Origin of the sequence: Pseudomonas shirazensis (assembly GCF_050496565.1) — a bacterium.
Taxonomy (GTDB): Bacteria; Pseudomonadota; Gammaproteobacteria; order Pseudomonadales; family Pseudomonadaceae; genus Aquipseudomonas; species Aquipseudomonas shirazensis_A.
Window position 1 is genome coordinate 44,344 of record NZ_JBNWAE010000016.1, and the last position, 26,066, is coordinate 70,409.

The following is a 26,066-nucleotide window of genomic DNA, read 5'->3' on the forward strand; positions in this document are numbered from 1 at the left end:
TGTGGATCGGAGCCTATGCGGCTCCGATCCACACCCTACCGAGGAGCCTACGCTCATGACCGACAAGACCAGCCACGATCTTGAAGTATTGCCCAAGCGCAATTTGTTCGTGTTTCCCGACAACATGGATGCAGCCAATCGCGCTGCTGCCAAAGAGTGCCATGTGTTCGCCATGGCCGCGGCCTCTGCCGCATTCAATCCCCTGGCTCAGACCGAAGAGTGGTTCCAGAACTACACCTCGGTCATGCAGCAGTGCGGCTGGCTGACAGTCCACTACAAGACCGAAATCGTCACCAACGGCGGCCTCGCCATGGACATCAGCAACCTGGTGGGCAAAGCCCTGCAGCTAGCGGTCGGCAGCATGGGCGCAGGCGTCGGCGACAGCGTCAAAAAAGCCGGCGAGGCTGCCCTGGAGGCCATCGCCAATGCACCGGAAGCGGTCAACCTGTTCACCCATGACGCCACCGAAGTCGATGGCTCGACGCTGACCCTGGCTCAATGCGAACAGTCGGCCGGCGGTGAAATCACCATGTTCCTGGTTTCGATCCAGAGCGATGGCGACCCGGTGATGGAGCACAAGAACAAGCTGTTCAGCTGGAGCTACCACTCCAAGGTGACGGTGACCAACACCGCCGCGCTGGTGTTCCATCGTGGGCTGTACGAAGCGGTGCGTGATGTGCTGGTGTCGCGCGTTACCAGCCAGTCGCGTACCTCGCTGCTGACCATGGCACTCAAGCTGTGAGGGGCTGCGCATCGGCCCTGCCGGTGCGCGCTTGAACCGGGACGCTGCACCCAGTGTGGGCGGCAGGCGTCCATCGCTTTGATCAAGGAGATCAGCATGACTAATGTCAGCGATGTGCAGGCCACTGTGGTGGCTGGCAGTCTGGCCGTGTTTCTGCCGGGAGTGAGTGCGGCGGATCGCGAAGATATTCTGCTCGGCAATCTGTTCGCCCAGGTGACTGCACGGGAGGAGTACGCCGAGGGTCTGGTACCCGACTGGTTCGCCAATTATCGGCGCAAGTTGAGCTTTCTCGGTTGGGATGCAGCGCCGCCGCCGGGTGTGGCTCTGCCTGGTCCGGACCGGGTCGGGGTCAAACTGAATGCGCTGGCGCAGATCAAGCAGTACGGCTCGGCGGCGCTCGCTGCGGCCACCGGTAATGCGCTCGATGCCCTCGCACGCGAGCCCCAGGCACTGGACCTGTTTGATGTATCGATGCGCCATGGCACGCAGGCGCACCTGCAGTTCATGCCCTGCGTGCGCCATTCAGGCGACTACTTCGATATGGTGCTGTACCACATGGAGACCGTCGTCGACCGCACGTGGAATGCGCGCACCTTGCTGTACAACCCGGTAGTCGCGCACATTGACTACAGCAAGTCGCGCCTGCAACTGGTGCGCTTCAATCTGCGGTTGTTCCGCGATCAGCACAAACAGCGGGTGCAGGCGCGGTTGCAGGGCAAGGCCACCAGCTTCCTGCGTAACCTGAACCTCACAGCACCAGGTAGCCCTTGATCCCGGTAAAGATGATCTGCGCGGCCAGGGCGCAGACGAACAGACCCATCAGGCGGCTGACGATCTGCAGGCCCTGATCACCGAGGATGCGCTCGATGCGGTGGGACAGGTAGAGCACCAGGCCGACCGTGAAGCTGGCCAGGGCGATACTGACGATGGCCAGCAGCTTGTCATCCCAATGCGGTTGGCTGACCCCCATCACCAGCAGCGCACCGATGGTGCCGGGGCCGACGGTCAGCGGGATGGTCAGCGGCACGATGGTGACATCCTGCTGCACATTGTCGCTTTGCACTGCCGGCTTGCCTTGGGCCATGCCCAGCGCCGAGATGAACAGCACGCTGCCGGCGCCGATACGGAAGGCGTCGGCGGTGATGCCGAACACGCCAAAGATGACCCGGCCAAACAGGTACAACAGTACGCTGGCAATCAGCACGGCGATCGCCACACGCCAGGCCAGTTGCTTGCGCTCCTTGCTGGAGTGACCGCGGGTCAGGCTGATGAAGCAGGACAGCACGAAGAACGGGCTGTAGAGCACGAGCATCTTCAGGTAAACACTGAACAACTCATGAAGCATGGCCAGGGTCCGTGGCAAGGGGAGGGTGCGGCAAGTGTATCAGCAGCTCAGGCGCCGGGCGCAGGGTTTGCCCGGCGCGATTCAGGAAGGGTCTACTGCAGCGGCGCGTGCATCGCGCTGGCCGGCCCAGTACTGAACCAGCTCGCGCAATTGCGACAGCTCGACCGGCTTGGCCATGTGCCCGTCCATGCCGGCCAGGCGGGCCCGCTCCTTGTGCTCGCTGAGGATATGCGCGGTCAGGGCCACCACCGGGGTGCGCGGGCGCTGACTCTCTGCTTCCCAGGCACGCAGTTGTTCGGTCGCCGAGAAGCCATCCAGCACGGGCATCTCGCAATCCATCAGGACCAGATCGTAGCGCCGGGCTTTCATCGCCCGCAGCGCTTCCTCGCCATTGCTGGCGGTATCAGGCTCGATGTTGAGTTTGCCGAGCATGCCGCGGATGACCTTGGTAGAAATGCTGTTGTCTTCGGCCACCAGCACCTGGAAGTCGGCTGGCACTTCCAGCGTTGCCGGCGGCATGCCGAGCGCGGCCGGCGGCGTAGCCTGCTCGCGCCCGCGCTGGGCCAGCTCTTCGGCCAGAGTGGTCTTCAAGGTGTAGCCGGCCACCGGCTTGGCGAGGATGCGTTTGACCCCGGCGTTGCGCGCGATGACCTTGCTCGGGGCGTTGCTGATGCCGGTCAGCATCACCACCAGGATGTCGTGGTTGAGGCTTGGGTCTTCCTTGATCTTGGCGGCCAGTTGCATGCCGGTCATGCCGGGCATGTTCTGGTCGAGCAGGACCGCGTCGAAATAGTCGCGCAGGTGCGCCTTGGTCCGCAGCAGGGCGAGCGCTTCCTTGCCCGAGGGCACGGCACTGACATTCATGCCCCAGGCACTGCATTGCTGCACCAGGACCTTGCGACAGGTGTCGTTATCGTCGACCACCAATACCCGTGCGTCGCGCAGCGGGCCGTCCAGGTCGGCCGGTGGCTGCTCCAGACGCGACGGGTCGAGCGGCAGGGTCAACCACAGGGTGTTGCCCATGTTGCTGCTGCTCTTGATGCCGAATTCGCCCTGCATCAGGCCAATCAATTGCTTGGCGATCACCAGCCCCAGGTGGCCGCCGAGCTTGTTGCTGGAAAGAAACTGATGGCTGTGCAGCTCGGCCAGCAGCAAGGCTTCGCGCTCGGCCGGTGGCATGGCGCTGCCGCTGTCTTGCACGGCAATGCGCAGGCGCGGCAGCTCGCCGCGTTGATCCAGCGCCACCACCAGCAGGATTTCGCCCTGCTCGGTATTTTTCAGGGCGTTTTCCAGCAGGCTGGAAAGGGCCTGACGCAAGCGCGTCGGGTCGCCGCTGATGACCCGCGGGACTTGCGGTTGGGTAAAGCTGATCAGCTCGATGTTGCGCTGTTCGGCCTTGGCCCGAAAGATATTCAGGCAGTCTTCGATCAAGGCGTTGAGGTCGAACTGCACATCGTCCAGTTCGATCTGCCGCGACTCCAGCTTGGAGATGTCGAGGATCTCGTTGATCAAGGTCAGCAGCTCGTTGCCGGCGCTGTGGATAGTCTGCACGTAGTCGCGCTGCTTGACTGACAACGGTGTGCCCAGCAACAGCTCGGTCATGCCCAGCACGCCGTTCATCGGTGTGCGGATTTCATGGCTGATCTTGGCCAGGAACTCGGCCTTGGCGTTGAGCTCGGCGTCGCTGGCTGCCAGCGCGCGGCTGGCGCGGAAGCGGTCCTCGTTGATGCGTCGCAGGCGCTCACTCACCGCCAGGTTGAGCAGCAGGCCGCTGCTTACCGTCAGTGCCATCAGAATGCACAGCAACCATGGCGTCGGCGTGCGGGTCAGTCCGAGCAACGCTGGCAGCAACACCAGCCCGCCGAGGTTGTACACCAGCATCGCCAACGCGAACAAACGTGCCGGGCTGTAGCCCTTGTACCAGTGATAGCTGCTGACCAGCAGCATGCTGGCGCTGCCAAGGGCGAGCAGGGCGTAGGTCATCAGGTTGAGCGGCAGGGTGTCGACGAACAGCAGGATCAGGCTGCTGACGCCAACCAGCAGCATCTCGCCTTGCAACAGCCGATTGAGCCGCGGCGAATTGCCGGCACTGAAAAAGTGCTGGGTGAAGTACAGACCGGCCAGCCCGGCCATGACCAGGGTCAGGTAGGCGGCAGGCGTTTGCGCACTGTGCCAGACGTGCCACCAGGGACCGCTGAGGTTGAGCAGGATCAGCGCGCTGAGCAGCATCAGGCCGTGGTAAAGGGCAAGAATCAGGGTGGTGCTCGAGCGCACGTAGAGGAAGCGGATCACGTTGTGCAGGATCAGCATGACCAGGCCGCCGAACAACAGGCCGAACAACAGCAACAAGTGTTGATCGCCCGCAGCTTGGGCGGCAGACAACAGACTGATGGCCGGGCGTAGTTGGTGTTCCGAGACCAGGTGCAGGTACACGTCCAGTGGCTGGCTGCTGTTGGGTAACGTCAGCAAGTGGTCACTACCGATCAGGGTAGGCTCGCTGGCGGTGTTGGCCTGCGGGCCATGGTGACGCTGGCGCAGCAGCTTGTCGCCGTTAAGAACGTAGAGATCGAGGCGGGACAGGTCTGGAGCGAAGATGCGCAGCAGACGTTGCTGGTCATCCGGTTCCAGGCGGTAATGCAGCCAGAGCGCTTGATCAGGCTCGGCAGCCTCCAGCTCGTCGAGCTCGAGGGGACTGAATTGGTTGCGGTAGCGTTCGGAGCGTACGTCGCTCAGTTGCAGGTTGGCCTGCTCATCGAGCAGCAGCGACCAGCCGTCACTCTGCTCGGCCGAGGCCGGCAGCAGGCAGAGCAGGGTCAGCAAGCTGACGAACAGGGCAAGGGCAATCCGAAGCCGACGCAAGACGAGATCCTTTCTTAGCGGGGGTGCCGAAGCACAACTATGCGCGGCGGGTGAAGGCGAAGGCAAGGCCCATCGGCATCCTGTCGACGAGCCGAAGGCCGTGCACCAAAGGGTGTCACGGCCATTCGCCAGAGCGCTGTTACTGCGCTTCACCACGCTCGCGGGCAATTGCCCGGTAGCCGATGTCGGTACGGTAGAAGCTACCGTCCCAGCTGACTTCCCTGGCCAGGCGGTAAGCCTGCTCCTGAGCCTGGGCAACGGTGTTGCCCAGGGCCGTGGCGCACAGCACGCGGCCGCCGTTGGTCACGACCTGGCCGTTCTGCAGCGCGGTGCCGGCGTGGAAGACCTTGCCTTCCAGCTTGGCCGCAGCGTCGAGGCCATGAATGGCAGCGCCCTTGGCGTAGTCGGCCGGGTAACCGCCGGCAGCCAGCACCACACCCAGGCTTGGCCGTGGGTCCCATTGTGCTTCGACCTTGTTCAAGGCCTTGGCGAAGGCGGCTTCGATCAACAGCACCAGGCTCGACTCCAGGCGCAGCATGACTGGCTGGGTTTCCGGGTCGCCGAAGCGGCAGTTGAACTCGATTACCTTGGGGTTGCCGGCCTTGTCGATCATCAGCCCGGCGTAGAGGAAGCCGGTGTAGACGTTACCTTCGGCGGCCATGCCGCGCACGGTCGGCCAGATCACCTGGTCCATGACCCGCTGGTGCACCTCGGCGGTCACTACCGGGGCTGGCGAGTAGGCGCCCATGCCGCCGGTGTTCGGCCCGCTGTCGCCGTCGCCGACGCGCTTGTGGTCCTGGCTGGTGGCCATCGGCAGGACGTTTTCACCGTCGACCATGACGATGAAGCTGGCTTCTTCGCCATCGAGGAACTCTTCGATGACGACCCGCGAACCGGCATCACCGAAGGCGTTGCCGGCGAGCATGTCGCGCACGGCGTCTTCGGCTTCCTGCAGGGTCATGGCAACGATCACGCCTTTGCCCGCAGCAAGGCCGTCGGCCTTGATCACGATCGGCGCGCCGACCTTTTGCAGGTAGGCCAGAGCTGGCTCGACTTCGGTGAAGTTCTGGTAGTCAGCGGTAGGGATCTGGTGACGGGCCAGGAAGTCCTTGGTGAATGCCTTGGAGCCTTCCAGCTGTGCTGCGCCCTTGGTTGGGCCAAAGCAGTCGAGTTTGCGGCTGCGGAACAGGTCGACGACGCCGGCAACCAGTGGCGCCTCCGGGCCGACGATGGTCAGGTCGACGTTCTGTTCGGCGAAGTCGGCCAGTTGCTCCAGAGCGGTCACCTGGATGTCGACGTTCTCGCACTTGGCTTCGGTGGCGGTGCCAGCGTTGCCTGGGGCGACGAAGACTTTTTCAACGCGTGGGTCCTGGGCAACTTTCCAGGCCAGGGCGTGTTCACGGCCACCGTTGCCGATGATCAAAACTTTCATGTCTAAAACCTCGAAAACTGTTTAGCGACGACCCCGTGCTTTTCTCTGTAGGAGCGGCCTTGTGTCGCGAAAGGGGCGCGGAGCGGCCCCAAAATTGTCGTTGCAGCACAAATCTTGGGGCCGCTACGCGACCCTTTCGCGACGCAAGGCCGCTCCTACGGGGAGCGGTGGGGCGGCTGATGTTAGTGGCGGAAGTGGCGCATGCCGGTGAATACCATGGCGATGCCGGCTTCGTCGGCTGCAGCGATCACTTCAGCGTCGCGCATCGAGCCACCTGGCTGGATCACTGCAGTGATGCCGGCCTTGGCAGCGTTGTCGATACCGTCGCGGAACGGGAAGAACGCGTCCGAGGCCATGACCGCACCTTGCACCTGAAGGCCAGCATGCTCGGCTTTGATTGCAGCAATGCGTGCCGAGTTGACGCGGCTCATCTGGCCAGCGCCGACACCGATGGTCTGGCGCTGCTTGGCGTAGACGATAGCGTTGGACTTAACGAACTTGGCCACTTTCCAGGCGAAGATCAGGTCGTGAACTTCCTGCTCGCTCGGTGCGCGCTGGGTAACGATCTTGAGGTCGTCGGCGCCAATCATGCCGATATCGCGGCTCTGCACCAGCAGGCCACCGTTGACCCGCTTGAAGTCCCAGCCAGCGCTGCGCTCGGCTGGCCACTCGCCGCACTCGAGCAGACGCACGTTGTGCTTGGCGGCTACGACGTCACGGGCAGCCTGGGAGATCTTCGGTGCGATGATCACTTCAACGAACTGGCGCTCGACGATGGCCTTGGCGGTCTCGCCGTCCAGCTCGCGGTTGAAGGCGATGATGCCGCCGAAGGCCGACTCGGTGTCGGTGGCGTAGGCCAGCTCGTAGGCCTGACGAATGCCGCCTTCGTTTTCCGGAACCACGGCAACGCCGCACGGGTTGGCGTGCTTGACGATCACACAGGCCGGCTTGACGAAGCTCTTGACGCACTCGAGGGCGGCATCGGTGTCGGCCACGTTGTTGAACGACAGCTCTTTGCCCTGCAGCTGGGTGGCGGTAGAGATGCTCGCTTCGCCCTTGTTCGCTTCAACGTAGAACGCCGCATTCTGGTGCGGGTTCTCGCCGTAGCGCATTTCCTGGGCTTTGACGAACTGGCTGTTGAAAGTGCGCGGGAACAGGCTGCGGCCTTCTGTGCTGAGGGTCTCGGCAGCCTGGTTCACGGTGCCCATGTAGTTGGCGATCATGCCGTCGTAGGCGGCGGTGTGCTCGAACGCCTTGAGCATCAGGTCGAAGCGCTGGGCGTAGGTCAGGCCACCGGCCTTGAGGCTTTCGAGGACTTGGCCGTAGTCACCGGCGTTGACCACGATGGCCACGTCCTTGTGGTTCTTGGCGGCCGAGCGAACCATGGTCGGGCCGCCGATATCGATGTTCTCGATCGCGGTCGGCAGGTCGCAGCCAGGCTTGGCGATGGTGGCTTCGAACGGGTACAGGTTGACAGCCACCAGGTCGATCGGCTTGATGCCGTGCTCGTTCATGATCGCGTCGTCGGTACCGCGACGACCGAGGATACCGCCGTGGATTTTTGGATGCAGGGTCTTCACCCGGCCGTCCATCATTTCAGCGAAGCCGGTGTAGTCGGCCACTTCCACCGCGTCGACGCCATTGTCCTTGAGCAGCTTGTAGGTGCCACCGGTGGACAGGATCTCGACGCCGAGCTGTTGCAGCTCGCGAGCGAATTCGAGGATCCCGGTCTTGTCGGAGACGCTGATCAGGGCGCGGCGGATCGGCAGGCGGGTAGTCTGGTCGGTCATTTCGGATTCCATAACGCGGTGGAGTCAGCAAAAAAGGCGCCTCCTGCGGGAGCCGCCTTTTCTGATTGGGATTCTGGCCTTAGAGCAAATCGTACTGCTTGAGCTTCTTGCGCAGGGTGCCTCGGTTGAGTCCGAGCATCTCGCTGGCTTTGGTCTGGTTGCCCTTGACGTAATTCATCACACTTTCGAGCAGCGGCGCCTCGACCTCCGAGAGCACCAGGTTGTACACGTCCGTGACGGAGGCGCCTTCGAGGTGGGCGAAGTAGTTGTGCAGCGCCTTCTCGACGCTGTCGCGCAGGGTCTGGCCCTCCTCGCTCGGCGTGTTCAGGTGCTGCTTGAGGTTGGCGTTGTCGCTCACGGGCGTTGTTCCACTCACTAAAGTCTCGGTCATCATCGTCATGCGGCCACCCCTTGTTCGTCCTTTGTTTCAAGGCTCTGTCGGCATTCGGAGAAAAACTCGCGAACGTTGGCGCATTGCGCGTGTGTCTCATCCAAAGCGTTGAACCGGGAGCGGAACTCCTTGCCGCCGGGTCGGGTTGCCAGGTACCAGCCAACGTGCTTGCGGGCGATACGTACGCCCATTACATCGCCGTAGAAGGCATGCAGCGCAGCCAGGTGCTCCAGCAAAATGCGTTCAACTTCGTCCAGCCCTGGTGCCGGCAGGTATTCGCCGGTCTGCAGGTAATGCTCGATCTCGCGGAAGATCCACGGCCGGCCTTGGGCCGCACGGCCAATCAGCAGGCCGTCGGCACCGGTGGCATGCAGCACCGCCCGGGCTTTATCTGGCGAGGTGATATCGCCATTGGCAAAGACCGGGATCGACACTGCCTGCTTGATCGCAGCAATGGTGTCGTACTCGGCTTCACCGGTGTACAGGTCGGCGCGTGTGCGGCCATGCACCGCAAGCGCCTGGATGCCGGCCTGTTCGGCAATTTTTGCCACGTTCAGGCCGTTCTTGCTCGACCGGTCCCAGCCGGTACGAATCTTCAGGGTCACCGGGACATCCACAGCGCCAATAACGGCATCGAGGATCTCGCTGACCAGCACTTCATCTCTCAATAAAGCAGAGCCTGCAGCTTTGTTGCAGACTTTTTTTGCCGGGCAACCCATGTTGATGTCGATGATCTGCGCACCGGCCTCGACATTGGCTCGGGCCGCCGCCGCCATCATCTGCGCGTCACCCCCGGCGATCTGTACCGAGCGCGGCTCGGGATCACCTTCATGGATGCGGCGCAGACGTGACTTGCGGCTGTCCCACAGACTCATGTCGCTGCTGACCATCTCCGACACCACCATGCCTGCGCCAAGGCGCTGGCAAAGCGTGCGGAAAGGCTGGTCCGTAACCCCGGCCATGGGCGCAAGGATCAGGTTGTTGCGAAGCGTATATGGGCCGATGCGTACCGCCGACATAGGTGTTCCCTGTTGTGGGGCCGGATCATTGAGGTCAAAAAGGGTGGGCATAATACCCGCTCTGGATGACTGGATAAAGGTCAATTTGGATAAAATCTGAACAGCTGCGGCCTTATGCCTCGCAGTTCTGGACAAGCTGCAGGCGCCGGTAAACCGGCGTCTGCAGGCATTTGTCATTCCGGCGAGCGGAAGCTCAGGCTGTAGTTGACGGCCTTGGGGCCCGGATCGAGGATGTCCAGGGCGATATGGATAGGCGTCTGGCTGGGCATTTCGCCGCGCCCGGCCAGTTCACCGGAGAGGTACTCGCTGGGTTTGAAGCGACGACTGGCAATCGACTGGCCGTTGAGGTCGGCAAAGCGCAGCTCGAGTAATGGGAACGGCTGAGCGAACGGCGCGCGGTTGTAGATGATCGCGTCGACGATCAGAGCGCCCTTGAAGTCCGGATGGCTGCGCACCACCAGGTTGCTGCTCTTGATCCGGGCAATGTCGACCCGGGTCGGCACCTTGCAGCCAAGCGTCGGGCAGAGCTGCTGGAACCACGGCCGGTATTGGTCCTGACGGGCCATTTCATCGAAGTGGAACCACACGTACTGGAACGCCAGCAAGCCGGCCGCCAGCAGGGTCAGGGTGCCCCACAGCAAGCGCTTGCCCCAGTTGACCTGGGGTTTTTGCCAGTCCAGCTGGAGCGGGTCGTCGACCACATCGATCAGTGGCTCCTTGCGCCGGTTGGCGCGGCTGTTCAGGCCCGGTTCGATGCGCTCATCGAGCGGCTGCTCGAGTTCATCGTCGTGGGCGTCCAGCGCTGACAGGTTTTCCTTGCGGCGGCCGTCATCGAGCGCCGACAGGCCGCTTACCACAGTGTCCTGGTCGTCGTCGGCGGCCAGGGATTCGCGGCTCAGCGCCTCGGCTGCGGTCAACGGCGCGCCCAGCGTGGGCTGCTGGCGGCTGGGTTGATCGTCCGGGTCAAGCACCAGGTCAATGCGTGGCTCGGTGCGCTCCCGGGGCGATGGCTCGTGCTTAAGGGCCTCCTGCTCAAGCGGCTCTTGTTCAAGCGCTTCGGTCTCGATCAGCGGCGGCTCCAGCACCAGCGGCGAAGGCTCGCTCAGCGGCTCATCGGTGGCGTTGCCGAACGGGCGGTCGACGTCTTCGTCCGGGTCATGCACCTCGCGCAGTGCCTGCAGGGCATCGCTGCGCGCCTCGCTCTGGCCTTCGCTGGCCTGATCGCGCCGCTCCAGATTGGCCAGCGCCTGGTCCAGGTCGATTTCATCAAAGGCCTGAGCGCTGGCCTGCCAGTCGTCCTGGCTCGGCGCCGGCCCGGCAGGCGCTGGCGCTTCGACCGGGGTAGCCAGCTCCGGCTGCGCAGGCGCGGCCTCGGCAGTGGCTGCGCGGTTTTGCTCGAGCAGCTGCTTGGCGGCGTTGAACACTTGCAGGCACTGGCCGCAGCGAACCACCCCGCGGGCCACGCTCAATTGATGATGCGTGACGCGAAAGCTGGTCTGGCAATGCGGGCACTGGGTGACGAAACTGTCGGTCATGCGGCGATCCGGGTGGCTGTGCAGGTAATTATTTCAGGCCTGCCGAGCGACGGCGGCCACTGATGCGAACCCAGCCGTCGCGGACGACGATCGGGTCCAGGTCAAAGTCTGCAGCATAGGCGGCGGCGACTTCTTCACCCTGCTCGGCGAGGATCCCCGACAACGCCAGCAGGCCGCCCGGTCGTACCAGGCCCGACAACTGCGGCGCCAGCGAGACCAATGGGCCTGCCAGAATGTTGGCCACCAGCACGTCGGCCTTCATCGCCGGCATGTCCTCAGGCAAGTACAGCGGGAAGCGCTCGGCTTCGATCCCGTTGCGCCCGGCGTTGTCGCGCGAAGCTTCCAGCGCCTGTACATCGATATCGGTACCGACCGCTTCACGGGCGCCCAGCAGCAGCGCAGCGATAGCCAGGATGCCCGAGCCACAGCCGAAGTCCAGTACTTGCACGTCAGTCAGCTGCTGGCCGTCGAGCCACTCCAGGCACAGCGCAGTGGTCGGGTGAGTGCCGGTGCCGAACGCCAGGCCCGGGTCGAGCAGCAGGTTGACCGCTTCCGGCTCAGGGGCTGCGTGCCAGCTTGGCACGATCCACAAACGCTGGCCAAAACGCATGGGCTGGAAGTTGTCCATCCAGCTGCGTTCCCAGTCCTGGTCTTCGATGACTTCGGCCTGATGCTCGGGCAGCTCGGCGTTGGTCAGCAGGCGCAGGTGAGCGAACACCTGCTCAGGCTCGGCGTCGGCTTCGAACAGGGCCAGCAGGTGGGTGTGCGACCACAGCGGCGTGGTGTTGAGGTCCGGCTCGAAGATCGGCTGGTCTTCGGCGTCCATGAAGGTTACCGAGACAGCGCCTACTTCGAGCAGGGCATCTTCGTAGGTTTCGGCTTGTTCCGGGCTGATGGCCAGACGTACTTGCAGCCAGGGCATGGCGGGCACCTTAAAAAATCTGTGGGGGCAGCGACTGGGCTGCGCGAAGTAGGGCAGTTTACTTCAGTGTGTGCGGTTTGTGCGCGTGGCGAGGCAAGCGAGGCGCGAGCGGCAATAAAAAACCCCGGCACAGGGCCGGGGTTTTTCAGCGCATCACTTCAAGATCAATCCTGGTTGGCCAGTTTGTGCTCGAGGTAATGGATGTTGACGCCACCTTTGCAGAAACCTTCATCACGCACCAGGTCGCGGTGCAGCGGGATGTTGGTCTTGATACCGTCGACCACGATCTCGTCAAGGGCATTGCGCATGCGCGCCATGGCTTCGTCGCGATCCTTGCCGTAGGTGATCAGCTTGCCGATCAGCGAGTCATAGTTCGGCGGAACCGAATAGCCGCTGTACAGGTGCGAATCGACCCGCACGCCATTGCCGCCTGGGGCATGGAAGTGCTTGACGGTGCCTGGGCTCGGGATGAACTTGCGCGGGTCTTCAGCGTTGATCCGGCATTCCAGCGAGTGGCCGCGGATCACCACGTCATCCTGGGTGAACGACAGCTTGTTGCCAGCGGCGATGCTGAGCATCTCCTTGACGATGTCGATACCCGTGACCATCTCCGAAACCGGGTGCTCGACCTGAACACGGGTGTTCATTTCGATGAAGTAGAAGCGGCCGTTTTCGTAAAGGAACTCGAACGTGCCGGCACCACGGTAACCGATGTCGATGCACGCCTTGACGCAGCGGGCGAAGACTTCCTGACGCGCTTGCTCGTCGATGCCCGGAGCCGGCGCTTCTTCGAGAACCTTCTGGTGGCGGCGCTGCAGCGAGCAGTCACGGTCGCCGAGGTGAACCGCCTGGCCCTGGCCATCGGACAGTACCTGGACTTCCACGTGACGTGGGTTGGTCAGGAACTTCTCCAGGTAGACCATCGGGTTGCCGAACGCAGCGCCGGCTTCGGTACGGGTCAGCTTGGCCGACGCGATCAGGTCTTCTTCCTTGTGCACCACGCGCATGCCGCGACCACCGCCGCCGCCAGCGGCTTTGATGATCACCGGGTAGCCGACTTCACGGCCGATGCGCAGGGCTTCTTCTTCATCTTCCGGCAGTGGGCCGTCAGAGCCGGGTACGGTCGGTACGCCAGCTTCGATCATGGCTGCCTTGGCCGAGACCTTGTCGCCCATCAGGCGAATGGTGGCGGCTTTCGGGCCGATGAAGGCAAAGCCGGACTTCTCGACCTGCTCGGCGAAGTCGGCGTTCTCGGCGAGGAAGCCGTAGCCTGGGTGGATGGCGGTAGCGCCGGTCACTTCGGCGGCAGCGATGATCGCCGGGATGTGCAGGTAGGAATCCTTGGACGACGCAGGGCCGATGCAGACCGATTCGTCCGCCAGACCCAGGTGCATCAGCTCACGGTCAGCCGTGGAATGCACAGCGACGGTCTTGATGCCGAGCTCTTTGCAGGCCCGCAGGATACGCAGGGCGATTTCGCCACGGTTGGCGATCAGGACTTTTTCCAGCTTCGCAGACATCGTTGGCTCTCCGAGGATCAAACGACGGTGAACAGCGGCTGGTCGAATTCAACCGGCTGACCGTCTTCCACCAGGATGGCGTCGATGACACCGCCGATTTCGGCTTCGATGTGGTTCATCATCTTCATCGCTTCGACGATGCACAGGGTGTCGCCTTTCTTGATGCTCTGCCCGACTTCAGCGAAGTTTGGCGAGGTCGGCGATGGCTTGCGGTAGAAGGTACCGACCATTGGCGAACGGACCACGGTGCCTTTGAGCACTGGCGCGGCGTCGGCAACAGGGGCGGCAGCGGCAACCGGAGCAGGCGCAGCTACTGGAGCGGCAGCCATCGGTTGTGGCGCGAAGTACTGCTGAGCAGCTGGGGTCTTGCTGTGACGGCTGATGCGAACGGACTCTTCGCCTTCCTTGATCTCCAGTTCGTCGATGCCGGACTCTTCCAGCAGTTCGATCAGCTTTTTGACTTTACGGATATCCATTAATCAGCAACTCCCAAGGTTCGGTCGGGGACGTAAGTTGAAAACGTGTCGAAAACGTTTCTCTATGACCTCGGCCCAGAGGGGCCAAGGCCTTGTTTCATCAGGGCTGTGCGCTTGCAGCCAGCTGTTCCAGAGCGGCCTCCAGGGCCAGCCGATAACCGCTGGCGCCGAGACCGCAGATCACCCCTACCGCAACATCGGAGAAGTAGGAGTGATGCCGGAACGGTTCACGCTTGTGCACGTTGGACAGGTGCACTTCGATGAATGGGATGCTCACCGCCAGCAATGCGTCACGTAATGCGACGCTGGTGTGGGTGAAAGCAGCCGGATTGATCAGGATGAAATCGACGCCTTCGTTGCGCGCGGCGTGAATCCGATCGATCAGCTCATACTCGGCATTGCTCTGCAGGTACTGCAGATGGTGGCCTGCGGCACGGGCACGCTGCTCCAGATCCTGGTTGATCTGGGCGAGGGTGGCGGCACCGTAATGACCCGGCTCGCGGGTACCGAGCAGGTTGAGGTTGGGGCCGTGCAGCACCAGTAGGGTAGCCATCTGCGGGTTCCTTGGTCTTGTAGGGCAATACGACATGCGCGGCGACTATGCCGCAAAGCGAGTAGGTGTGTCCAGTTCCCGGCAATAGCCAGCACGTTGCCCGAGATTCGCGCAAAGTATGTGACCAGATGTTTAAATTTGGTCACCGCAGGCGGCGAGCAGCGCAGTCAGCAGGAAGTTATAGCCCGAGTTGGCCGCGCACGCGGGTGAGGATCTGCGCGAAATCGCCGGCGTTTATTTCGCCAACCACACGATCGCTGCTCATTTCGCTGCCGTTTGCGGCAAAGAACAGCAGTGCCGGCGGGCCGAACAGGCGATAGCGGTCGAGCAGGCTGCGCTGCTCGGCATTGCTTTCGGTGATATCGAAACGCAGCAGCTTGAAGGCGCCCAACTGCGCCTGCACCTGTGGAGCGCTGAGCACCTCATGTTCGATCACCTTGCAGCTGATGCACCAGTCGGCGTACCAGTCGAGCAGCACCGGCTGGCCGGTGGCCGAGGCTTCAGCCAGGGCGGCGTCAAGCGCCGCCGGGGTGGTGATGGTCTGCCAGGCGTCGGCGCTGACTGCGCCTGCAGCAGCGGCTGGAGCAGCGCTGGGCAGTGGCCGCAGTGGGTCACCCTGGCCGCTGAGGGCGCCGTACCAGCACGCCAGGGCGTACACCAGCAAGGCCAGGCCGGCCAATTGCGCGAGGCGCTCGCGTGGCGTTTTCACCACCAGCTCCAGGGCGCCGAGGAATAGCGCCACGCCCGCCGCCAGCAAACCGATCAAGAGCAAGGTCAGCGGCCCCGGCAAAACTCGGCTGAGCAGGCCGATGGCCAGGCCCAGCAACAGCACGCCGATGGCATTCTTGACGGTGTTCAGCCACGGTCCGCTCTTCGGCAGCCAGGCCGCGCCGCCGGTGCCGATCAGCAGCAATGGGGCGCCCATGCCCAGGCCCAGGGCGAACAGTTTCAGCGCACCGCCCAAGGCGTCGCCACTGGCGCTGATGTACAGCAGGGCGCCGGCCAGCGGCGCCGATACGCAGGGTGAAACCAGCAGGCTGGAGAGCACGCCGAGCACCGCTGCACCGAGCAGCGAGCCGCCCTGGGTGCGATTGGCCACGCGGTCCAGGCGATTGCTCAGGGCTTGCGGCAGCTTCAGCTCGAACAGGCCGAACATGGCCAGGGCAAACAGCACGAAGAACAGCGCAAACGGCACCAGTACCCAGGCCGATTGCAGCCGCGCCTGCAGGTTCAGCCCCGCGCCAAACACGCCCATCAGCGCGCCGAGGGTGGCGAAGCACACCGCCATCGGCAGCACATAGGCCAGCGACAGGCTGAAACCACGCCAGCCGCCGACCTGACCGCGCAAGACCACACCCGACAGGATTGGCAGCATCGGCAGCACGCAGGGGGTGAAGGTCAGGCCGACACCGGCGAGGAAGAACAGCAGCAACGCCTGCCAGTCCCAGCCGGGCGCGCTGCCTGGCGAGCTGGTTGCACCAACCGCATCGATGGCAATCCGTGCGGTTTCCGGCGGATAGCACAGGCCCTTGTCGGCGCAGCCCTGGTAGCCCACCAGCAGGGTAAAGCCGCGGCTGTCAGCGGCAGGTCGCGGGACGACGATATCGAGCACGCCGTGGTACACCTCGACGTCACCGAAAAACTCGTCGTGCTTCGCCTCGCCGGGCGGAATCTGCGCCGTGCCCAGGGCCACATCGGCAGGCTCGCTGCGGAACTGGAAGCGGTGGCGATAGAGGTAGTAACCGTCGCTGGCGACGAAACGCAGGGTGATGTTCTGCGCATCACTGCTGACCAGGCTCAACTTGAACGCTTCATGCACCGGCAAAAAGTCGCTGTTGTTACTCAGGGCAGAGGCACCGAGGGTGGCACTGGGGCGGTTGTCGAGCAGGCCAGCGGCGAAAGCCGGGCTGGCCAGCAGCAGAAACAGCAGGAAAAACAGGCGGCGCATGGCGGACTCGCGAGGTCGAACGTGGGCGCATGATAGCGGACTTGGCGGGCATTGGGGGCGCCCGCCGGGCCTGCTCAGAGGCGGAATGCAGCCACTGCAGTGTTCAGCTCACCGCCCAGCTTGAGCAATTGCTCGCCTTGTTCACGGCCTTCGCCGATGCGCTGCAGGTTGGCCTCGCCCAAAAGGTGAATGCGTTCGCTGTGGTCGCGGATGTCGCTCACGGCGCCGGTTTGTTGCGCCGTTACATCGGCGATACGCCCGGCGGTGTCGGCGATGGTGCGGATTGCCGTGACGATTTCATCCAGCGCACCATCTGCCGTCTGCGCCTGGCTGGCAGTGGCCTCGGCATGCTCGAGCTGGGTGCGCATGCCATTCACCGAGTCGCGCGCGGCCAGTTGCAGGCGGTCGATCAGTGCCTGGATTTCGCCGGTAGCGCCGGTGGTGCGCTGCGCCAGCGAACGTACTTCATCGGCGACCACGGCAAAACCACGGCCCATCTCGCCGGCGCGGGCTGCTTCGATCGCGGCGTTGAGCGCAAGCAGGTTGGTCTGCTCGGCAATCGAGCGAATCACCGTGAGCACACCGCCGATGGTCGCCGACTCCTGCGCCAGTTGTTCGATCATCTGCGCGTTGCCCTGGACTTCATCAACCAAGGTACGCAGCCCGGACAGGCTCTGGCCGATCACCCGCTGACCGTGCTCGACGGCACTGCCGGCAGCGCGACTGGCCTGGGCCGCAGCGCTGGCATCGTCTGCCACTTGCTGAATGGTCGCTTCCAGCTCGCCCAGGGCATCGCGGATCTGCGCCGTGTCACCGGCCTGGCGTTCGGCGCCGTGGTGCAGACCGCTGCTCATGCCGGCCAGGGCATGACTGCTGCCGGCGACCTGTTCGGCGTTGGCGCGCAAGGTCGCCACCAGTTGCACCAGATACTGGCGCAGGTGGTTGAGCGAATCTTCGATGTCGTGCAGCTCGCGGTTGGTCTTGCCCAGCGCGATGGGCTGGGCGAAATCGCCTTCGGCCCAGCGCGACAGCGCCGGCGCAAGGCTGCCAAGGGTGCTTGCCAAGCGCCGCTGGAGGGTGTCGATGAGCAGCGCGATGAGCAGAATCGAGGCGATCATCACGCCCTGAATGATGCGTACCTCGGCGGCGATGCTGGCATGCTGGGCGCGCACTTGCGGCTCCAGCCCGGCAATCGCGTGCTGCACCGCATAGAGCCGCTCGCGGGTGCTGTTGGCCAGAGTGGCGCGCTGCTCGATCTGCTCGCGGGTGCGCTGTAGTTCGGCGGGATAGCGGCTGAGCAGGCTCTGCAGATCGCGTTTGAGGGCCACGGCGACATCTTCGCGCTGCTCGCCGGCCTGGCTTTGCAGGCCCATCAGCGCGGCGAAGTCGTCAGCGCCGGACTCGGCCGCGCGGGTCACGCCCAGCAGTGGCCGCGCCGCAATCTGCTCGGCCTGAACACGTACCAGCTGCAGTTCACGCTCGACTTCTTCGGCCAGCTCGGCGCGGCCACTGCTGACCAGCTTGTCACGGGCCAGCGACAAGCGGCCCAAATGCACCGCTGCGTCCAGCAAGGGCGCCAGGTAGCGCTGGGCCTGCTCGCTGGTACTGCCTTGAGCGTAGCTAGCCAGCTGTTCGAGAGTGCCGCCCAGTTCACGCTCGGCCTGCAGCAGCAACGCTTGCGGATCACCCGCCAGCTTGCCGGCTGCCAGCAGCTGGTTACCGGTAAATGCCTGCAACTCGGCGAGGCTTGGGCGCAGTTGCTCGGCCAGGGCTGCCGGCCAGTCAGCAAGCGCCGCCTGCACCTGCTGATTGCCCTGCACGGCGGCGGCGTGGCGCACAGCATCGCCGCTGACCAGGTAGGCCTGGGTGTCGCGCTCGACACGGTTCTGAAACTGCTGCGACAGGCCCAGGTAGCGTTCCATCAGCTGATAGGGGCGCTCCAGCGCACGCTGTGACCACCACAGGGTGGCGCCCAGGGCGATGCACACGGCAACGAGCAACAGGGTGTTGAAATTGGTCAACCACTTCAGGCGCATGGCGCAGGCTTCCGGCAGCGTGGACAGAGGGAGGTGCCTGAAGTTATTGCGGTTTCATGACGTGGTGATGACGGGGCAGGGTGCTGCGCTGGAGAATTGTGGCCTTTTGCCTTGATCGGGCCTGGCGCCGTTTACGCGGGGTCTACCCGCACCACGCAGTTGCGCCCGGCATGCTTGGCTCGGTACAGCGCTTCGTCGGCGGCACTGGCCATGCTCAGCGCATCATGCTGCTGATCCAGTTGCACCACGCCGGCGCTGAAGGTGCAGTGCAGGTCGTGGGGTTGGGCCGGATAGATGATCTCGGCAAAGCGCCGGCGGATCTCGTCGAGCACCTTGTAGGCCGCGCTCAGCGGCGTGTTGGGCAGCACGATGGCGAATTCCTCACCGCCGTAACGGCCGATGTAATCGGTCTTGCGCAGGCGTTGTTTGAGGAACAACGCCAGGCTTTTGATCACCCGGTCGCCCATGGGATGGCCGTGGCGGTCGTTGATCTTCTTGAAGTGGTCGATGTCGAGCATGGCAAAGCTCAGCGGCTGCTGTTCGCGGCGGGCGCGGAAGCTGCAGTCTTCCAGCAGTTGCAGGATATGCGTGTGGTTGTAAAGGCCGGTCAGGCTGTCGCGGACCATCCTCGCCTTGAGATGACGCGCGCGCACGGCGCGGTTGCGTACTGTGGTCAGCAGCTGGCGTGAACGCACCGGTTTGGTCAGAAAATCATCACCGCCTTCGCTCATGGCATCGAGCTGCTTGTTCAGGTCGTCTTCGGCCGACAGATAGATGATCGGCACGCTGACATAGCGGTCGTTGTGGCGGATCACCTTGGCCAGCTCCGGCCCGGTGCAGTCGGGCATATAGAGGTCGAGGATGATCAGGTCGGGCTGGAAGTCAGCCAGCTCGGCCATGGCGCGGATCGGCTCGGTCAGGCTGCGGGTGATCATCCCGGCGCTGTTGAGGACGCGCTCGGTATGCAGTGCCTGGGTGCGCGAGTCGTCGATGATCAGTACCCGAAACGGGTCGTACTGAGTGGCGTTGGTCAGCATCTCGACCTTTTCCAGCAGGCTCGATGCTTCCAGCGTACCGGTCATGAACGCCTGACCACCGGCGCGCACTGCGGCCAGGCGCGTCGGCGTGTCGGTTTCGTGCAGGCTGAAGAACAGCAGCGGCACAGGCTGATCCATCCCCAGCTGGGCCTGCGCCGCCAGCTGCAGGCCACAGCCCGGGCCGCTGAAGTCGACGTCCATGACTATCGCCGCCGGCAAGCGCTCGCGCATCGCCGCGCAAAACGCCTCGGCAGTGGCCAGTGCGTGCACCCCCAGGCCAAAGAATTCCAGCTGCTGCGCCAGGCGTTCGGCGCGGTCGTGATCCTGCAGCAGGATATACACCGGTTTGCGCAATGGCGGCAGCGGCACGTCGTCGACATGATCGCTGCTGCGCTTGGGCCGCTCGTGGCTGGGCTGTGGTGACTGGATCATGGCTGACTACTTGTTATGGGGAATGCAGCTTCGATGATGGCTGTATGCTAGCACCACTTCCGCAAGCTGCGCGTGTACCAGGTCAACATTGCGTCTGGTCCTGTTATTCAGTTGCTGACCGCCCGGTCGCTTATGCGCAAGCCGGTGTCTGCTTTATAGTGGGTCGATGTGGGCTTGCCGTGGCACCCTGGCCGTAGCCTGAGGTCCAAGCTCTGAACCGTCGTGACTGATTAAGGACAATGCCATGCTGGACTGGAAAAACCGTGAGGCCACTGCCGAGCCTCGTGAGCGTAGCGAATCCCGTCGGCGCTCAGCTCGTAGCTACTTTGGCGGCCTCTGGAGCCGCGCTCTTGGGGTTGTGATCGGGTTGTACCTGCTGGTCTGTATCGGCCTTGGCTGGTACTGGAGCCAGGAGCCTGATCTGTTCCCGGTGCAGCAGAATGCCCAGGCCAGCGCCGAGCGCAGCGGGCAGAAGATGGTCATTGGCTATACCACCGTCGAGACCCTGAAAACCGTTGCCGCCACTCTGCTCGACAAACCGGGTGGATACATTTCCAACGACCGCTTCCCGCCTGGGCTGTGGATGGACAACATGCCGAGCTGGGAATATGGCGTGCTGGTGCAGGTGCGCGACCTGTCGCGGGCACTGCGCAAGGACTTCGCCCGTTCGCAGTCGCAGTCGACCGAAGACGCCGACCTGGCCAAGGCTGAGCCGCGCTTCAACTTCGACAACAAGAGCTGGATTCTGCCTTCGAGCGAGTCCGAGTTCTCTGAAGGCATCAAGTCGCTCGAGCGTTATCAGGCGCGTCTGGCCGCGGGCGACAAAGGCGCGATCTTCTATACCCGTGCCGATAACCTGAACAACTGGCTGGGTGATGTTGCCACCCGTCTGGGTTCGTTGTCGCAGCGGCTGTCGGCCAGCGTTGGCCGGGTCAAGCTGAACAGCACCCTGAAGACTGAAGCCGTGGTGGCTGGCCAGGTGCCGCAGCTTGATGAAGAGCTGGTAGAAACACCCTGGATGCAGATCGACAACGTCTTCTACGAAGCACGCGGTCAGGCCTGGGCGCTGTCGCACCTGCTGCGCGCCATTGAAGTGGACTTCGCCGACGTGCTGGCGAAGAAGAACGCCACGGTCAGCGTGCGCCAGATCATCCGTGAGCTGGAAGCCTCGCAGGAAGCGCTGTGGAGCCCAATGGTGCTGAACGGTAGCGGCTTCGGCATGTGGGCCAACCACTCGCTGGTGATGGCCAACTACATCTCGCGGGCCAACGCCGCGGTGATTGACCTGCGTCAGCTGCTGTCGCAAGGCTGAGGATGACCATCACCCCAGCCGAGGCTGCCCATCGGGCGGCCTCGGACCTCGAACTGATCGCCTGGGTCGACGAGCATGATCAACTGCTCGGCGCCATGCCGCGGGCGCAACTGCGTGAGGCAGGGCTGATCGGCCGCTGCACGTTCATCCTGCTGTTCAACAGTGCCGGCCTGCTCTGCATCAACCGCCGCTCCCTGAGCAAGGCGGCCTACCCGGGGTACTGGGACGTGGCCGCTGGCGGCATGGTGGCGCCCGACGAGAGCTATGCCGAGTCAGCGGCCCGCGAGCTGGCCGAGGAACTTGGGGTGTCCGGTGTCGAGCTGCGCTTTCATGAGCGGTTCTATTTTGACCAGCCAGGCAATCGGCTCTGGTGCGGCGTGTTTTCGGCGGTCTGGGACGGGCCGTTACGCTTGCAGCCGGAGGAGGTCAGCGAGGCGCGCTTCGTCAGCCTGGCGCAGGTCGACGACGAGCGTCAGCGCTTGCCTTACTGCCCGGATTCGCTGGTTGCGTTGCAGCGCTATCAGGCAGGCTTGAGCCAGTCTGCGCCAAGGTAGCTGCGCGAGGTCGTAAAACCTGCGCAAAATGGCGCAATCCAGTACTTAGCAAGCGGCGCAATTATCGTTACACTGCGCGCCCTTTTCGGGCTGTCGCAGCTTTTGCGTCAGTAGCGCCGCCCCTGCCAGAGTGGGGCTTCGCGGTCGGCTCCAGGCAACGGAATCGACCAGTTTTTGTCCTCAGCAAGAGGAACAAAAGTGGCCAAGAAAGCTTCTTCCTTTTCCGCCTTGAGCGGTCTCGTTTATTCCACCGATGCCGGTCGGCACTGCCCCGACTGTGGCCAGCCGGCGGACGCCTGTATCTGCAAGCAGCAAGCCATCCCCGAAGGTGACGGTATTGCCCGTGTGCGCCGCGAAAGCAAAGGCCGCGGCGGCAAGACGGTGACCACCATCAGCGGGGTGCCGTTGGCGCTCGAACCCTTGAAAGAGCTGGCCGCCAGCCTCAAACGGCGTTGTGGCACCGGTGGTGCCTTGAAAGACGGCGTTATCGAGATCCAGGGCGACCACGTCGAGCTGTTGCTGGCCGAGCTGACCAAGCAAGGCTTCAAGGCGAAAAAGTCCGGTGGTTGAATCACCAGGCGATTTTTTCCCCCGAGCTTTCTAAACTCGATTCCGTAACCAGGGTCTACCCCTGGCATGGACGAATCGTCATTTTTCGCTTTTACACTGCCGTCGCCTTGTTGCCAAGGCAGTGTCTTCGACTTATCTACAGGGGACTTGAATGTCCGTACGACGCACACGCAAAGACGATGGTAGCCAGTGGACCGTGGCCGACAGCCGCAGTGTTTATGGCATCCGCCATTGGGGCGCTGGTTATTTCGCCATCAATGAAGCCGGGCGCGTCGAAGTGCGCCCCAACGGCCCCGACAGTGCCCCCATCGACCTGTTCGAACAGGTTGACGAGCTGCGCCAGAGCGGCCTTTCGCTGCCACTGCTGGTGCGTTTCCCGGACATCCTGCAAGACCGCGTCCGCCAGCTGACCGGCGCTTTCGACGCCAACATCGCGCGCCTGGAATACCAGAGCGAGTACACCGCGTTGTACCCGATCAAGGTCAACCAGCAGGAAGCGGTGGTCGAGAACATCATCGCCACCCAGAACGTCTCGATCGGCCTTGAAGCCGGCTCCAAGCCAGAGCTGCTGGCCGTGCTGGCGCTGGCACCGAAGGGCGGCACCATCGTCTGCAACGGCTACAAGGACCGTGAGTTCATCCGCCTCGCGCTGATGGGCCAGAAGCTTGGCCATAACGTGTTCATCGTCATCGAGAAAGAGTCCGAGGTCGCCCTGGTGATCGAAGAGGCTGCCGAGCTCAAGGTCAAGCCACAGGTCGGCTTGCGCGTGCGCCTGTCGTCGCTGGCGTCGAGCAAGTGGGCCGATACCGGCGGTGAGAAGTCCAAGTTCGGTCTGTCGGCGGCGCAGCTGCTGTCGGTGGTCGAGCGCTTCCGCGCTGCGGGCCTGGACCAGGGCATCCGCCTGCTGCACTTCCATATGGGTTCGCAGATCGCCAACCTGGCCGACTACCAGCACGGCTTCAAGGAAGCGATCCGTTACTACGGCGAGCTGCGTTCACTGGGCTTGCCTGTTGACCATATCGACGTTGGCGGCGGCCTTGGGGTCGACTACGACGGCACCCACTCGCGCAATGCCAGCTCGATCAACTACGACATCGACGATTACGCCGCTGTGGTGGTGGGCATGCTCAAGGAGTTCTGCGATGCGCAGGGCCTGCCGCATCCGCACATCTTCTCCGAAAGCGGCCGCGCCCTGACTGCGCACCACGCCATGCTGGTGGTGCAGGTGACCGACGTCGAGAAGCACAACGACGAAGTGCCGACCGTCGACAACAAGGAAGCCTTGCCCGAGACCGTGCAATGGCTGGTCGACCTGCTCGGCCCGACTGATATCGAGATGGTCACCGAGACCTACTGGCGCGCCACCCACTACATGGGCGACGTGGCTGCGCAGTACGCCGACGGCAAACTCACCCTGTCGGAAAAGGCCCTCGCCGAGCAGTGCTACTTCGCCGTGTGTCGCCGCTTGCACAACTCGCTCAAGGCCCGTCAGCGCTCGCACCGCCAGGTGCTCGACGAGCTAAACGACAAGCTCGCCGACAAGTACATCTGCAACTTCTCGGTATTCCAGAGCCTGCCGGACACCTGGGCGATTGGCCAGGTGCTGCCGATTCTGCCGCTGCATCGTCTTGATGAAGAGCCACTGCGCCGCGCCGTGCTGCAGGATCTGACCTGCGACTCGGACGGCAAGATCAACCAGTACGTCGACGAGCAGAGCATCGAAACCAGCCTGCCGGTGCATGGTATCAACGAGGGTGAAGACTACCTGCTGGGGATCTTCCTGGTCGGTGCCTATCAGGAAATCCTTGGCGACATGCACAACCTGTTCGGTGACACCGACTCGGTGAACATCTACCAGAACGCCGACGGCAGCGCCTACCACGCCGGGATCGAGACCCACGACACCATCGAAGACATGCTGCGCTACGTGCACTTGTCGCCGGAGGAGTTGATGACTCACTACCGCGACAAGGTGGCCAGCGCCAAGATCACCGCCCGCGAACGCACCCAGTATCTGGATGCCCTGCGCCTGGGCCTGACCCGGTCTTCGTACCTGTCGTCGTAATGTACAAAAGGGGCCGCTCTGCGGCCCTTCGCGGGTGAACCCGCTCCCACAGGGATCACATACAGTCCTGTGGGAGCGGGTTCACCCGCGAAGGGCCGCGGAGCGGCCCCTTGTTTTATCGGCCAACGCCCCGGTGGATATGGCCATCCTCGAATTGGCCGTAGAAAATCGCCCCTAAATTACCGCAACCACCGCCCCTCTCGCTCCAATCGCCAGCCAACCCACCCCAGAGTCACCCCGCGCAACGCCATGAACCCAAGGAACGCCAGCCACAACCCATGGTTGCCATACCCGCTGGCCATCCACGCCAACGGCGCCGCCAGCAGCAAGCTCAGCAGCATCGCATTGCGCATCTCACGCGCGCGGGTCGCGCCGATGAACAGGCCGTCGAGCAAATAGCTCCACACGGCAATCAGCGGCAGCACTGCCAGGTACGGCAGGTACGGATAGGCCGCCTCGCGCACGCTGGCGATGTCGGTCTGCAGGTTGATGAACAAATGCCCGCCGAGCAGAAACAGCCCGGCAAAACCAATACTGACAATCAACGACCAGCCCCCCGCGACCACCAGCGAGCGACGCAGGGTCTGCCTGTCGCGGGCGCCGATGGCGTGGCCACACAGCGCTTCGACCGCATGGGCCAGGCCGTCCAGCGCATAGGCGGTGAGCAACAGGCCATTGAGCAGCAGGGCATTGGCCGCCACGGTCGCTTCACCGAGGCGTGCGCCTTGCACCGTAAGCAGCAAAAACACCAACTGCAACGCCAGGCTGCGCAGGAAGATGTCGCGGTTGACCGACAGCAGCGGCCGCCACGCCTGCCAGCGGCGCAGCGCTGCCCAGGCGATCTGCCCAGGATAGCGGCTTAACGCCGGCCGGGTCAGGGCCAGGCCGAGCAGGGCGGCGCACCATTCGGAGATCACCGAAGCCCGCGCCGAGCCGATCACGCCCCAGTCCAGCCCCAGCACGAACCACAGGTTGAGGGCGATATTGAGCAGGTTGGTGGTCAGCAGGATTGCTAGCGGTGCGCGCGCGTTCTGCGTGCCGAGAAACCAGCCTACCAAGGCGTAACTGGCCAAGGCTGCCGGCAAGCCGAGCAAACGGGTGTGGAAGAAATCTTCGGTGGACTGATGCAGCGCCGCACTGGGGTTGATCACCTGCAACGCCAGTTGGCTGAAGGGTAGTGCCAACACCCCAATCAGCGCCGCAAAGCCCAGCGCCAGCAGCAGCCCTTGCACCAGCACCTGGCGCAGTGCAGCGCCATCGTTGCGCCCGGCGGCCTGGGCGGCGAAGCCGGTGGAGCCCATGCGCAGGAAGCCCATCAAACCGACCATGAAGGTGAACAAGGTGGCGCCCACGGCCACTGCGCCGAGCTGATGCGCATGCGGCAGGTGGCCAATCACCGTGCTGTCGACCAATGCAACCAACGGCACCGAGATGTTCGAGAGGATCATCGGTGCGGCCAGCGCCCAGACCTTGCGGTGGGTCAGGCGGTGGCGCCAGTCGGCGGACAGCGGGGGCATACGGACTCCTG

21 protein-coding genes are annotated in these 26,066 nt (G+C 63.5%); 6 read left to right on the top strand and 15 right to left on the bottom strand.

What is annotated here, in order from left to right:
• Nucleotides 1–55 precede the first annotated feature (55 nt).
• Both ACQZ2L_RS20575 and ACQZ2L_RS20580 read left to right on the top strand, forming a co-directional pair.
• The gene (locus ACQZ2L_RS20575; protein ID WP_430327616.1) at nt 56–742 is read left to right on the top strand and encodes a hypothetical protein; all 687 of its coding nucleotides are present in this window, start codon (nt 56–58) and stop codon (nt 740–742) included.
• A gap of 96 nt (nt 743–838) precedes the next feature.
• Nucleotides 839–1,513 (top strand): hypothetical protein, encoded by a 675-nt coding sequence (locus ACQZ2L_RS20580; RefSeq protein ID WP_430327617.1) that lies wholly within the window; start codon nt 839–841, stop codon nt 1,511–1,513.
• On the opposite strand, the gene ACQZ2L_RS20585 is transcribed toward ACQZ2L_RS20580, so the two are convergent.
• The 14 genes from ACQZ2L_RS20585 to ACQZ2L_RS20650 form a co-directional block, all read right to left on the bottom strand.
• A complete protein-coding gene (locus ACQZ2L_RS20585) occupies nt 1,491–2,087 on the bottom strand; it encodes a MarC family protein (RefSeq protein ID WP_314876463.1) in 597 nt (198 codons plus the stop codon). The genes ACQZ2L_RS20580 and ACQZ2L_RS20585 overlap by 23 nt on opposite strands.
• Before the next feature lie 81 nt (nt 2,088–2,168).
• Nucleotides 2,169–4,946: a response regulator gene (locus tag ACQZ2L_RS20590; protein ID WP_430327618.1), complete on the bottom strand. Its 2,778-nt coding sequence runs from the start codon at nt 4,944–4,946 to the stop codon at nt 2,169–2,171.
• A 139-nt stretch (nt 4,947–5,085) separates the two neighbouring features.
• A complete protein-coding gene (gene purD / locus ACQZ2L_RS20595) occupies nt 5,086–6,378 on the bottom strand; it encodes a phosphoribosylamine--glycine ligase (RefSeq protein WP_430327619.1) in 1,293 nt (430 codons plus the stop codon).
• 182 nt (nt 6,379–6,560) lie between these two features.
• Nucleotides 6,561–8,168: a bifunctional phosphoribosylaminoimidazolecarboxamide formyltransferase/IMP cyclohydrolase gene (gene purH, locus ACQZ2L_RS20600; protein WP_430327620.1), complete on the bottom strand. Its 1,608-nt coding sequence runs from the start codon at nt 8,166–8,168 to the stop codon at nt 6,561–6,563.
• A gap of 79 nt (nt 8,169–8,247) precedes the next feature.
• Complete coding sequence (fis, locus tag ACQZ2L_RS20605; protein WP_101316071.1) at nt 8,248–8,568, bottom strand: DNA-binding transcriptional regulator Fis; 321 nt, start codon at nt 8,566–8,568, stop codon at nt 8,248–8,250.
• On the bottom strand, nt 8,565–9,578 hold the full coding sequence (gene dusB, locus ACQZ2L_RS20610) for a tRNA dihydrouridine synthase DusB (RefSeq protein ID WP_430327621.1): 1,014 nt from the start codon (nt 9,576–9,578) through the stop codon (nt 8,565–8,567). The genes fis and dusB overlap by 4 nt, the downstream gene beginning before the upstream one ends.
• Before the next feature lie 173 nt (nt 9,579–9,751).
• Entirely contained in the window at nt 9,752–11,113 is a 1,362-nt protein-coding gene (locus tag ACQZ2L_RS20615) for a DUF3426 domain-containing protein (RefSeq protein WP_430327622.1), read from the bottom strand.
• 28 nt (nt 11,114–11,141) lie between these two features.
• Entirely contained in the window at nt 11,142–12,035 is an 894-nt protein-coding gene (prmA, locus tag ACQZ2L_RS20620; protein WP_430327623.1) for a 50S ribosomal protein L11 methyltransferase, read from the bottom strand.
• A 164-nt stretch (nt 12,036–12,199) separates the two neighbouring features.
• Nucleotides 12,200–13,555: an acetyl-CoA carboxylase biotin carboxylase subunit gene (gene accC, locus ACQZ2L_RS20625; RefSeq protein WP_430327624.1), complete on the bottom strand. Its 1,356-nt coding sequence runs from the start codon at nt 13,553–13,555 to the stop codon at nt 12,200–12,202.
• 17 nt (nt 13,556–13,572) lie between these two features.
• Complete coding sequence (gene accB / locus ACQZ2L_RS20630; protein ID WP_430327625.1) at nt 13,573–14,031, bottom strand: acetyl-CoA carboxylase biotin carboxyl carrier protein; 459 nt, start codon at nt 14,029–14,031, stop codon at nt 13,573–13,575.
• Nucleotides 14,032–14,131: 100 nt separating this feature from the next.
• Nucleotides 14,132–14,584, bottom strand: coding sequence for a type II 3-dehydroquinate dehydratase (aroQ, locus tag ACQZ2L_RS20635; RefSeq protein WP_103435907.1), 453 nt, complete (start codon nt 14,582–14,584; stop codon nt 14,132–14,134).
• 178 nt (nt 14,585–14,762) lie between these two features.
• Nucleotides 14,763–16,532, bottom strand: a complete 1,770-nt coding sequence (locus tag ACQZ2L_RS20640) for a protein-disulfide reductase DsbD (RefSeq protein WP_430327626.1) — start codon at nt 16,530–16,532, stop codon at nt 14,763–14,765.
• A gap of 74 nt (nt 16,533–16,606) precedes the next feature.
• A complete protein-coding gene (locus ACQZ2L_RS20645; protein ID WP_430327627.1) occupies nt 16,607–18,568 on the bottom strand; it encodes a methyl-accepting chemotaxis protein in 1,962 nt (653 codons plus the stop codon).
• Nucleotides 18,569–18,699: 131 nt separating this feature from the next.
• Nucleotides 18,700–20,037, bottom strand: a complete 1,338-nt coding sequence (locus ACQZ2L_RS20650; protein ID WP_430327628.1) for a diguanylate cyclase — start codon at nt 20,035–20,037, stop codon at nt 18,700–18,702.
• Nucleotides 20,038–20,281: 244 nt separating this feature from the next.
• Here ACQZ2L_RS20650 and ACQZ2L_RS20655 point away from each other — a divergent pair, with 244 nt between their 5' ends.
• The 4 genes from ACQZ2L_RS20655 (at nt 20,282) to speA (ending at nt 24,538) form a co-directional block, all read left to right on the top strand.
• Nucleotides 20,282–21,349 carry a DUF2333 family protein gene (locus ACQZ2L_RS20655; protein ID WP_430327629.1) on the top strand — a complete coding sequence of 356 codons (1,068 nt, stop codon included), beginning with the start codon at nt 20,282–20,284 and terminating at the stop codon, nt 21,347–21,349.
• A 2-nt stretch (nt 21,350–21,351) separates the two neighbouring features.
• Nucleotides 21,352–21,903 (top strand): NUDIX hydrolase, encoded by a 552-nt coding sequence (locus ACQZ2L_RS20660; protein WP_430327630.1) that lies wholly within the window; start codon nt 21,352–21,354, stop codon nt 21,901–21,903.
• A 198-nt stretch (nt 21,904–22,101) separates the two neighbouring features.
• Complete coding sequence (locus ACQZ2L_RS20665; RefSeq protein ID WP_101316096.1) at nt 22,102–22,473, top strand: translation initiation factor Sui1; 372 nt, start codon at nt 22,102–22,104, stop codon at nt 22,471–22,473.
• Nucleotides 22,474–22,624: 151 nt separating this feature from the next.
• The gene (gene speA, locus ACQZ2L_RS20670; protein ID WP_430327631.1) at nt 22,625–24,538 is read left to right on the top strand and encodes an arginine decarboxylase; all 1,914 of its coding nucleotides are present in this window, start codon (nt 22,625–22,627) and stop codon (nt 24,536–24,538) included.
• A gap of 179 nt (nt 24,539–24,717) precedes the next feature.
• Here speA and ACQZ2L_RS20675 read toward each other — a convergent pair whose 3' ends face one another.
• Nucleotides 24,718–26,055 carry an MATE family efflux transporter gene (locus ACQZ2L_RS20675; protein ID WP_430327632.1) on the bottom strand — a complete coding sequence of 446 codons (1,338 nt, stop codon included), beginning with the start codon at nt 26,053–26,055 and terminating at the stop codon, nt 24,718–24,720.
• Between the last annotated feature and the right edge of the window lie 11 nt (nt 26,056–26,066).

What these genes read in the sequence shown, in the direction of transcription:
- prmA (WP_430327623.1), bottom strand. Translation starts at nt 12,035, where the DNA reads ATGCCCTGGCTGCAAGTACGTCTGGCCATCAGCCCGGAACAAGCCGAA.
- accC (WP_430327624.1), bottom strand. Translation starts at nt 13,555, where the DNA reads ATGTCTGCGAAGCTGGAAAAAGTCCTGATCGCCAACCGTGGCGAAATC.
- ACQZ2L_RS20585 (WP_314876463.1), bottom strand. Translation starts at nt 2,087, where the DNA reads ATGCTTCATGAGTTGTTCAGTGTTTACCTGAAGATGCTCGTGCTCTAC.
- fis (WP_101316071.1), bottom strand. Translation starts at nt 8,568, where the DNA reads ATGACGATGATGACCGAGACTTTAGTGAGTGGAACAACGCCCGTGAGC.
- dusB (WP_430327621.1), bottom strand. Translation starts at nt 9,578, where the DNA reads ATGTCGGCGGTACGCATCGGCCCATATACGCTTCGCAACAACCTGATC.
- ACQZ2L_RS20660 (WP_430327630.1), top strand. Translation starts at nt 21,352, where the DNA reads ATGACCATCACCCCAGCCGAGGCTGCCCATCGGGCGGCCTCGGACCTC.
- ACQZ2L_RS20575 (WP_430327616.1), top strand. Translation starts at nt 56, where the DNA reads ATGACCGACAAGACCAGCCACGATCTTGAAGTATTGCCCAAGCGCAAT.
- aroQ (WP_103435907.1), bottom strand. Translation starts at nt 14,584, where the DNA reads ATGGCTACCCTACTGGTGCTGCACGGCCCCAACCTCAACCTGCTCGGT.
- purH (WP_430327620.1), bottom strand. Translation starts at nt 8,168, where the DNA reads ATGACCGACCAGACTACCCGCCTGCCGATCCGCCGCGCCCTGATCAGC.
- ACQZ2L_RS20655 (WP_430327629.1), top strand. Translation starts at nt 20,282, where the DNA reads ATGCTGGACTGGAAAAACCGTGAGGCCACTGCCGAGCCTCGTGAGCGT.
- ACQZ2L_RS20675 (WP_430327632.1), bottom strand. Translation starts at nt 26,055, where the DNA reads ATGCCCCCGCTGTCCGCCGACTGGCGCCACCGCCTGACCCACCGCAAG.
- ACQZ2L_RS20650 (WP_430327628.1), bottom strand. Translation starts at nt 20,037, where the DNA reads ATGATCCAGTCACCACAGCCCAGCCACGAGCGGCCCAAGCGCAGCAGC.
- ACQZ2L_RS20580 (WP_430327617.1), top strand. Translation starts at nt 839, where the DNA reads ATGACTAATGTCAGCGATGTGCAGGCCACTGTGGTGGCTGGCAGTCTG.
- accB (WP_430327625.1), bottom strand. Translation starts at nt 14,031, where the DNA reads ATGGATATCCGTAAAGTCAAAAAGCTGATCGAACTGCTGGAAGAGTCC.
- ACQZ2L_RS20640 (WP_430327626.1), bottom strand. Translation starts at nt 16,532, where the DNA reads ATGCGCCGCCTGTTTTTCCTGCTGTTTCTGCTGCTGGCCAGCCCGGCT.
- ACQZ2L_RS20615 (WP_430327622.1), bottom strand. Translation starts at nt 11,113, where the DNA reads ATGACCGACAGTTTCGTCACCCAGTGCCCGCATTGCCAGACCAGCTTT.
- purD (WP_430327619.1), bottom strand. Translation starts at nt 6,378, where the DNA reads ATGAAAGTTTTGATCATCGGCAACGGTGGCCGTGAACACGCCCTGGCC.
- speA (WP_430327631.1), top strand. Translation starts at nt 22,625, where the DNA reads ATGTCCGTACGACGCACACGCAAAGACGATGGTAGCCAGTGGACCGTG.
- ACQZ2L_RS20645 (WP_430327627.1), bottom strand. Translation starts at nt 18,568, where the DNA reads ATGCGCCTGAAGTGGTTGACCAATTTCAACACCCTGTTGCTCGTTGCC.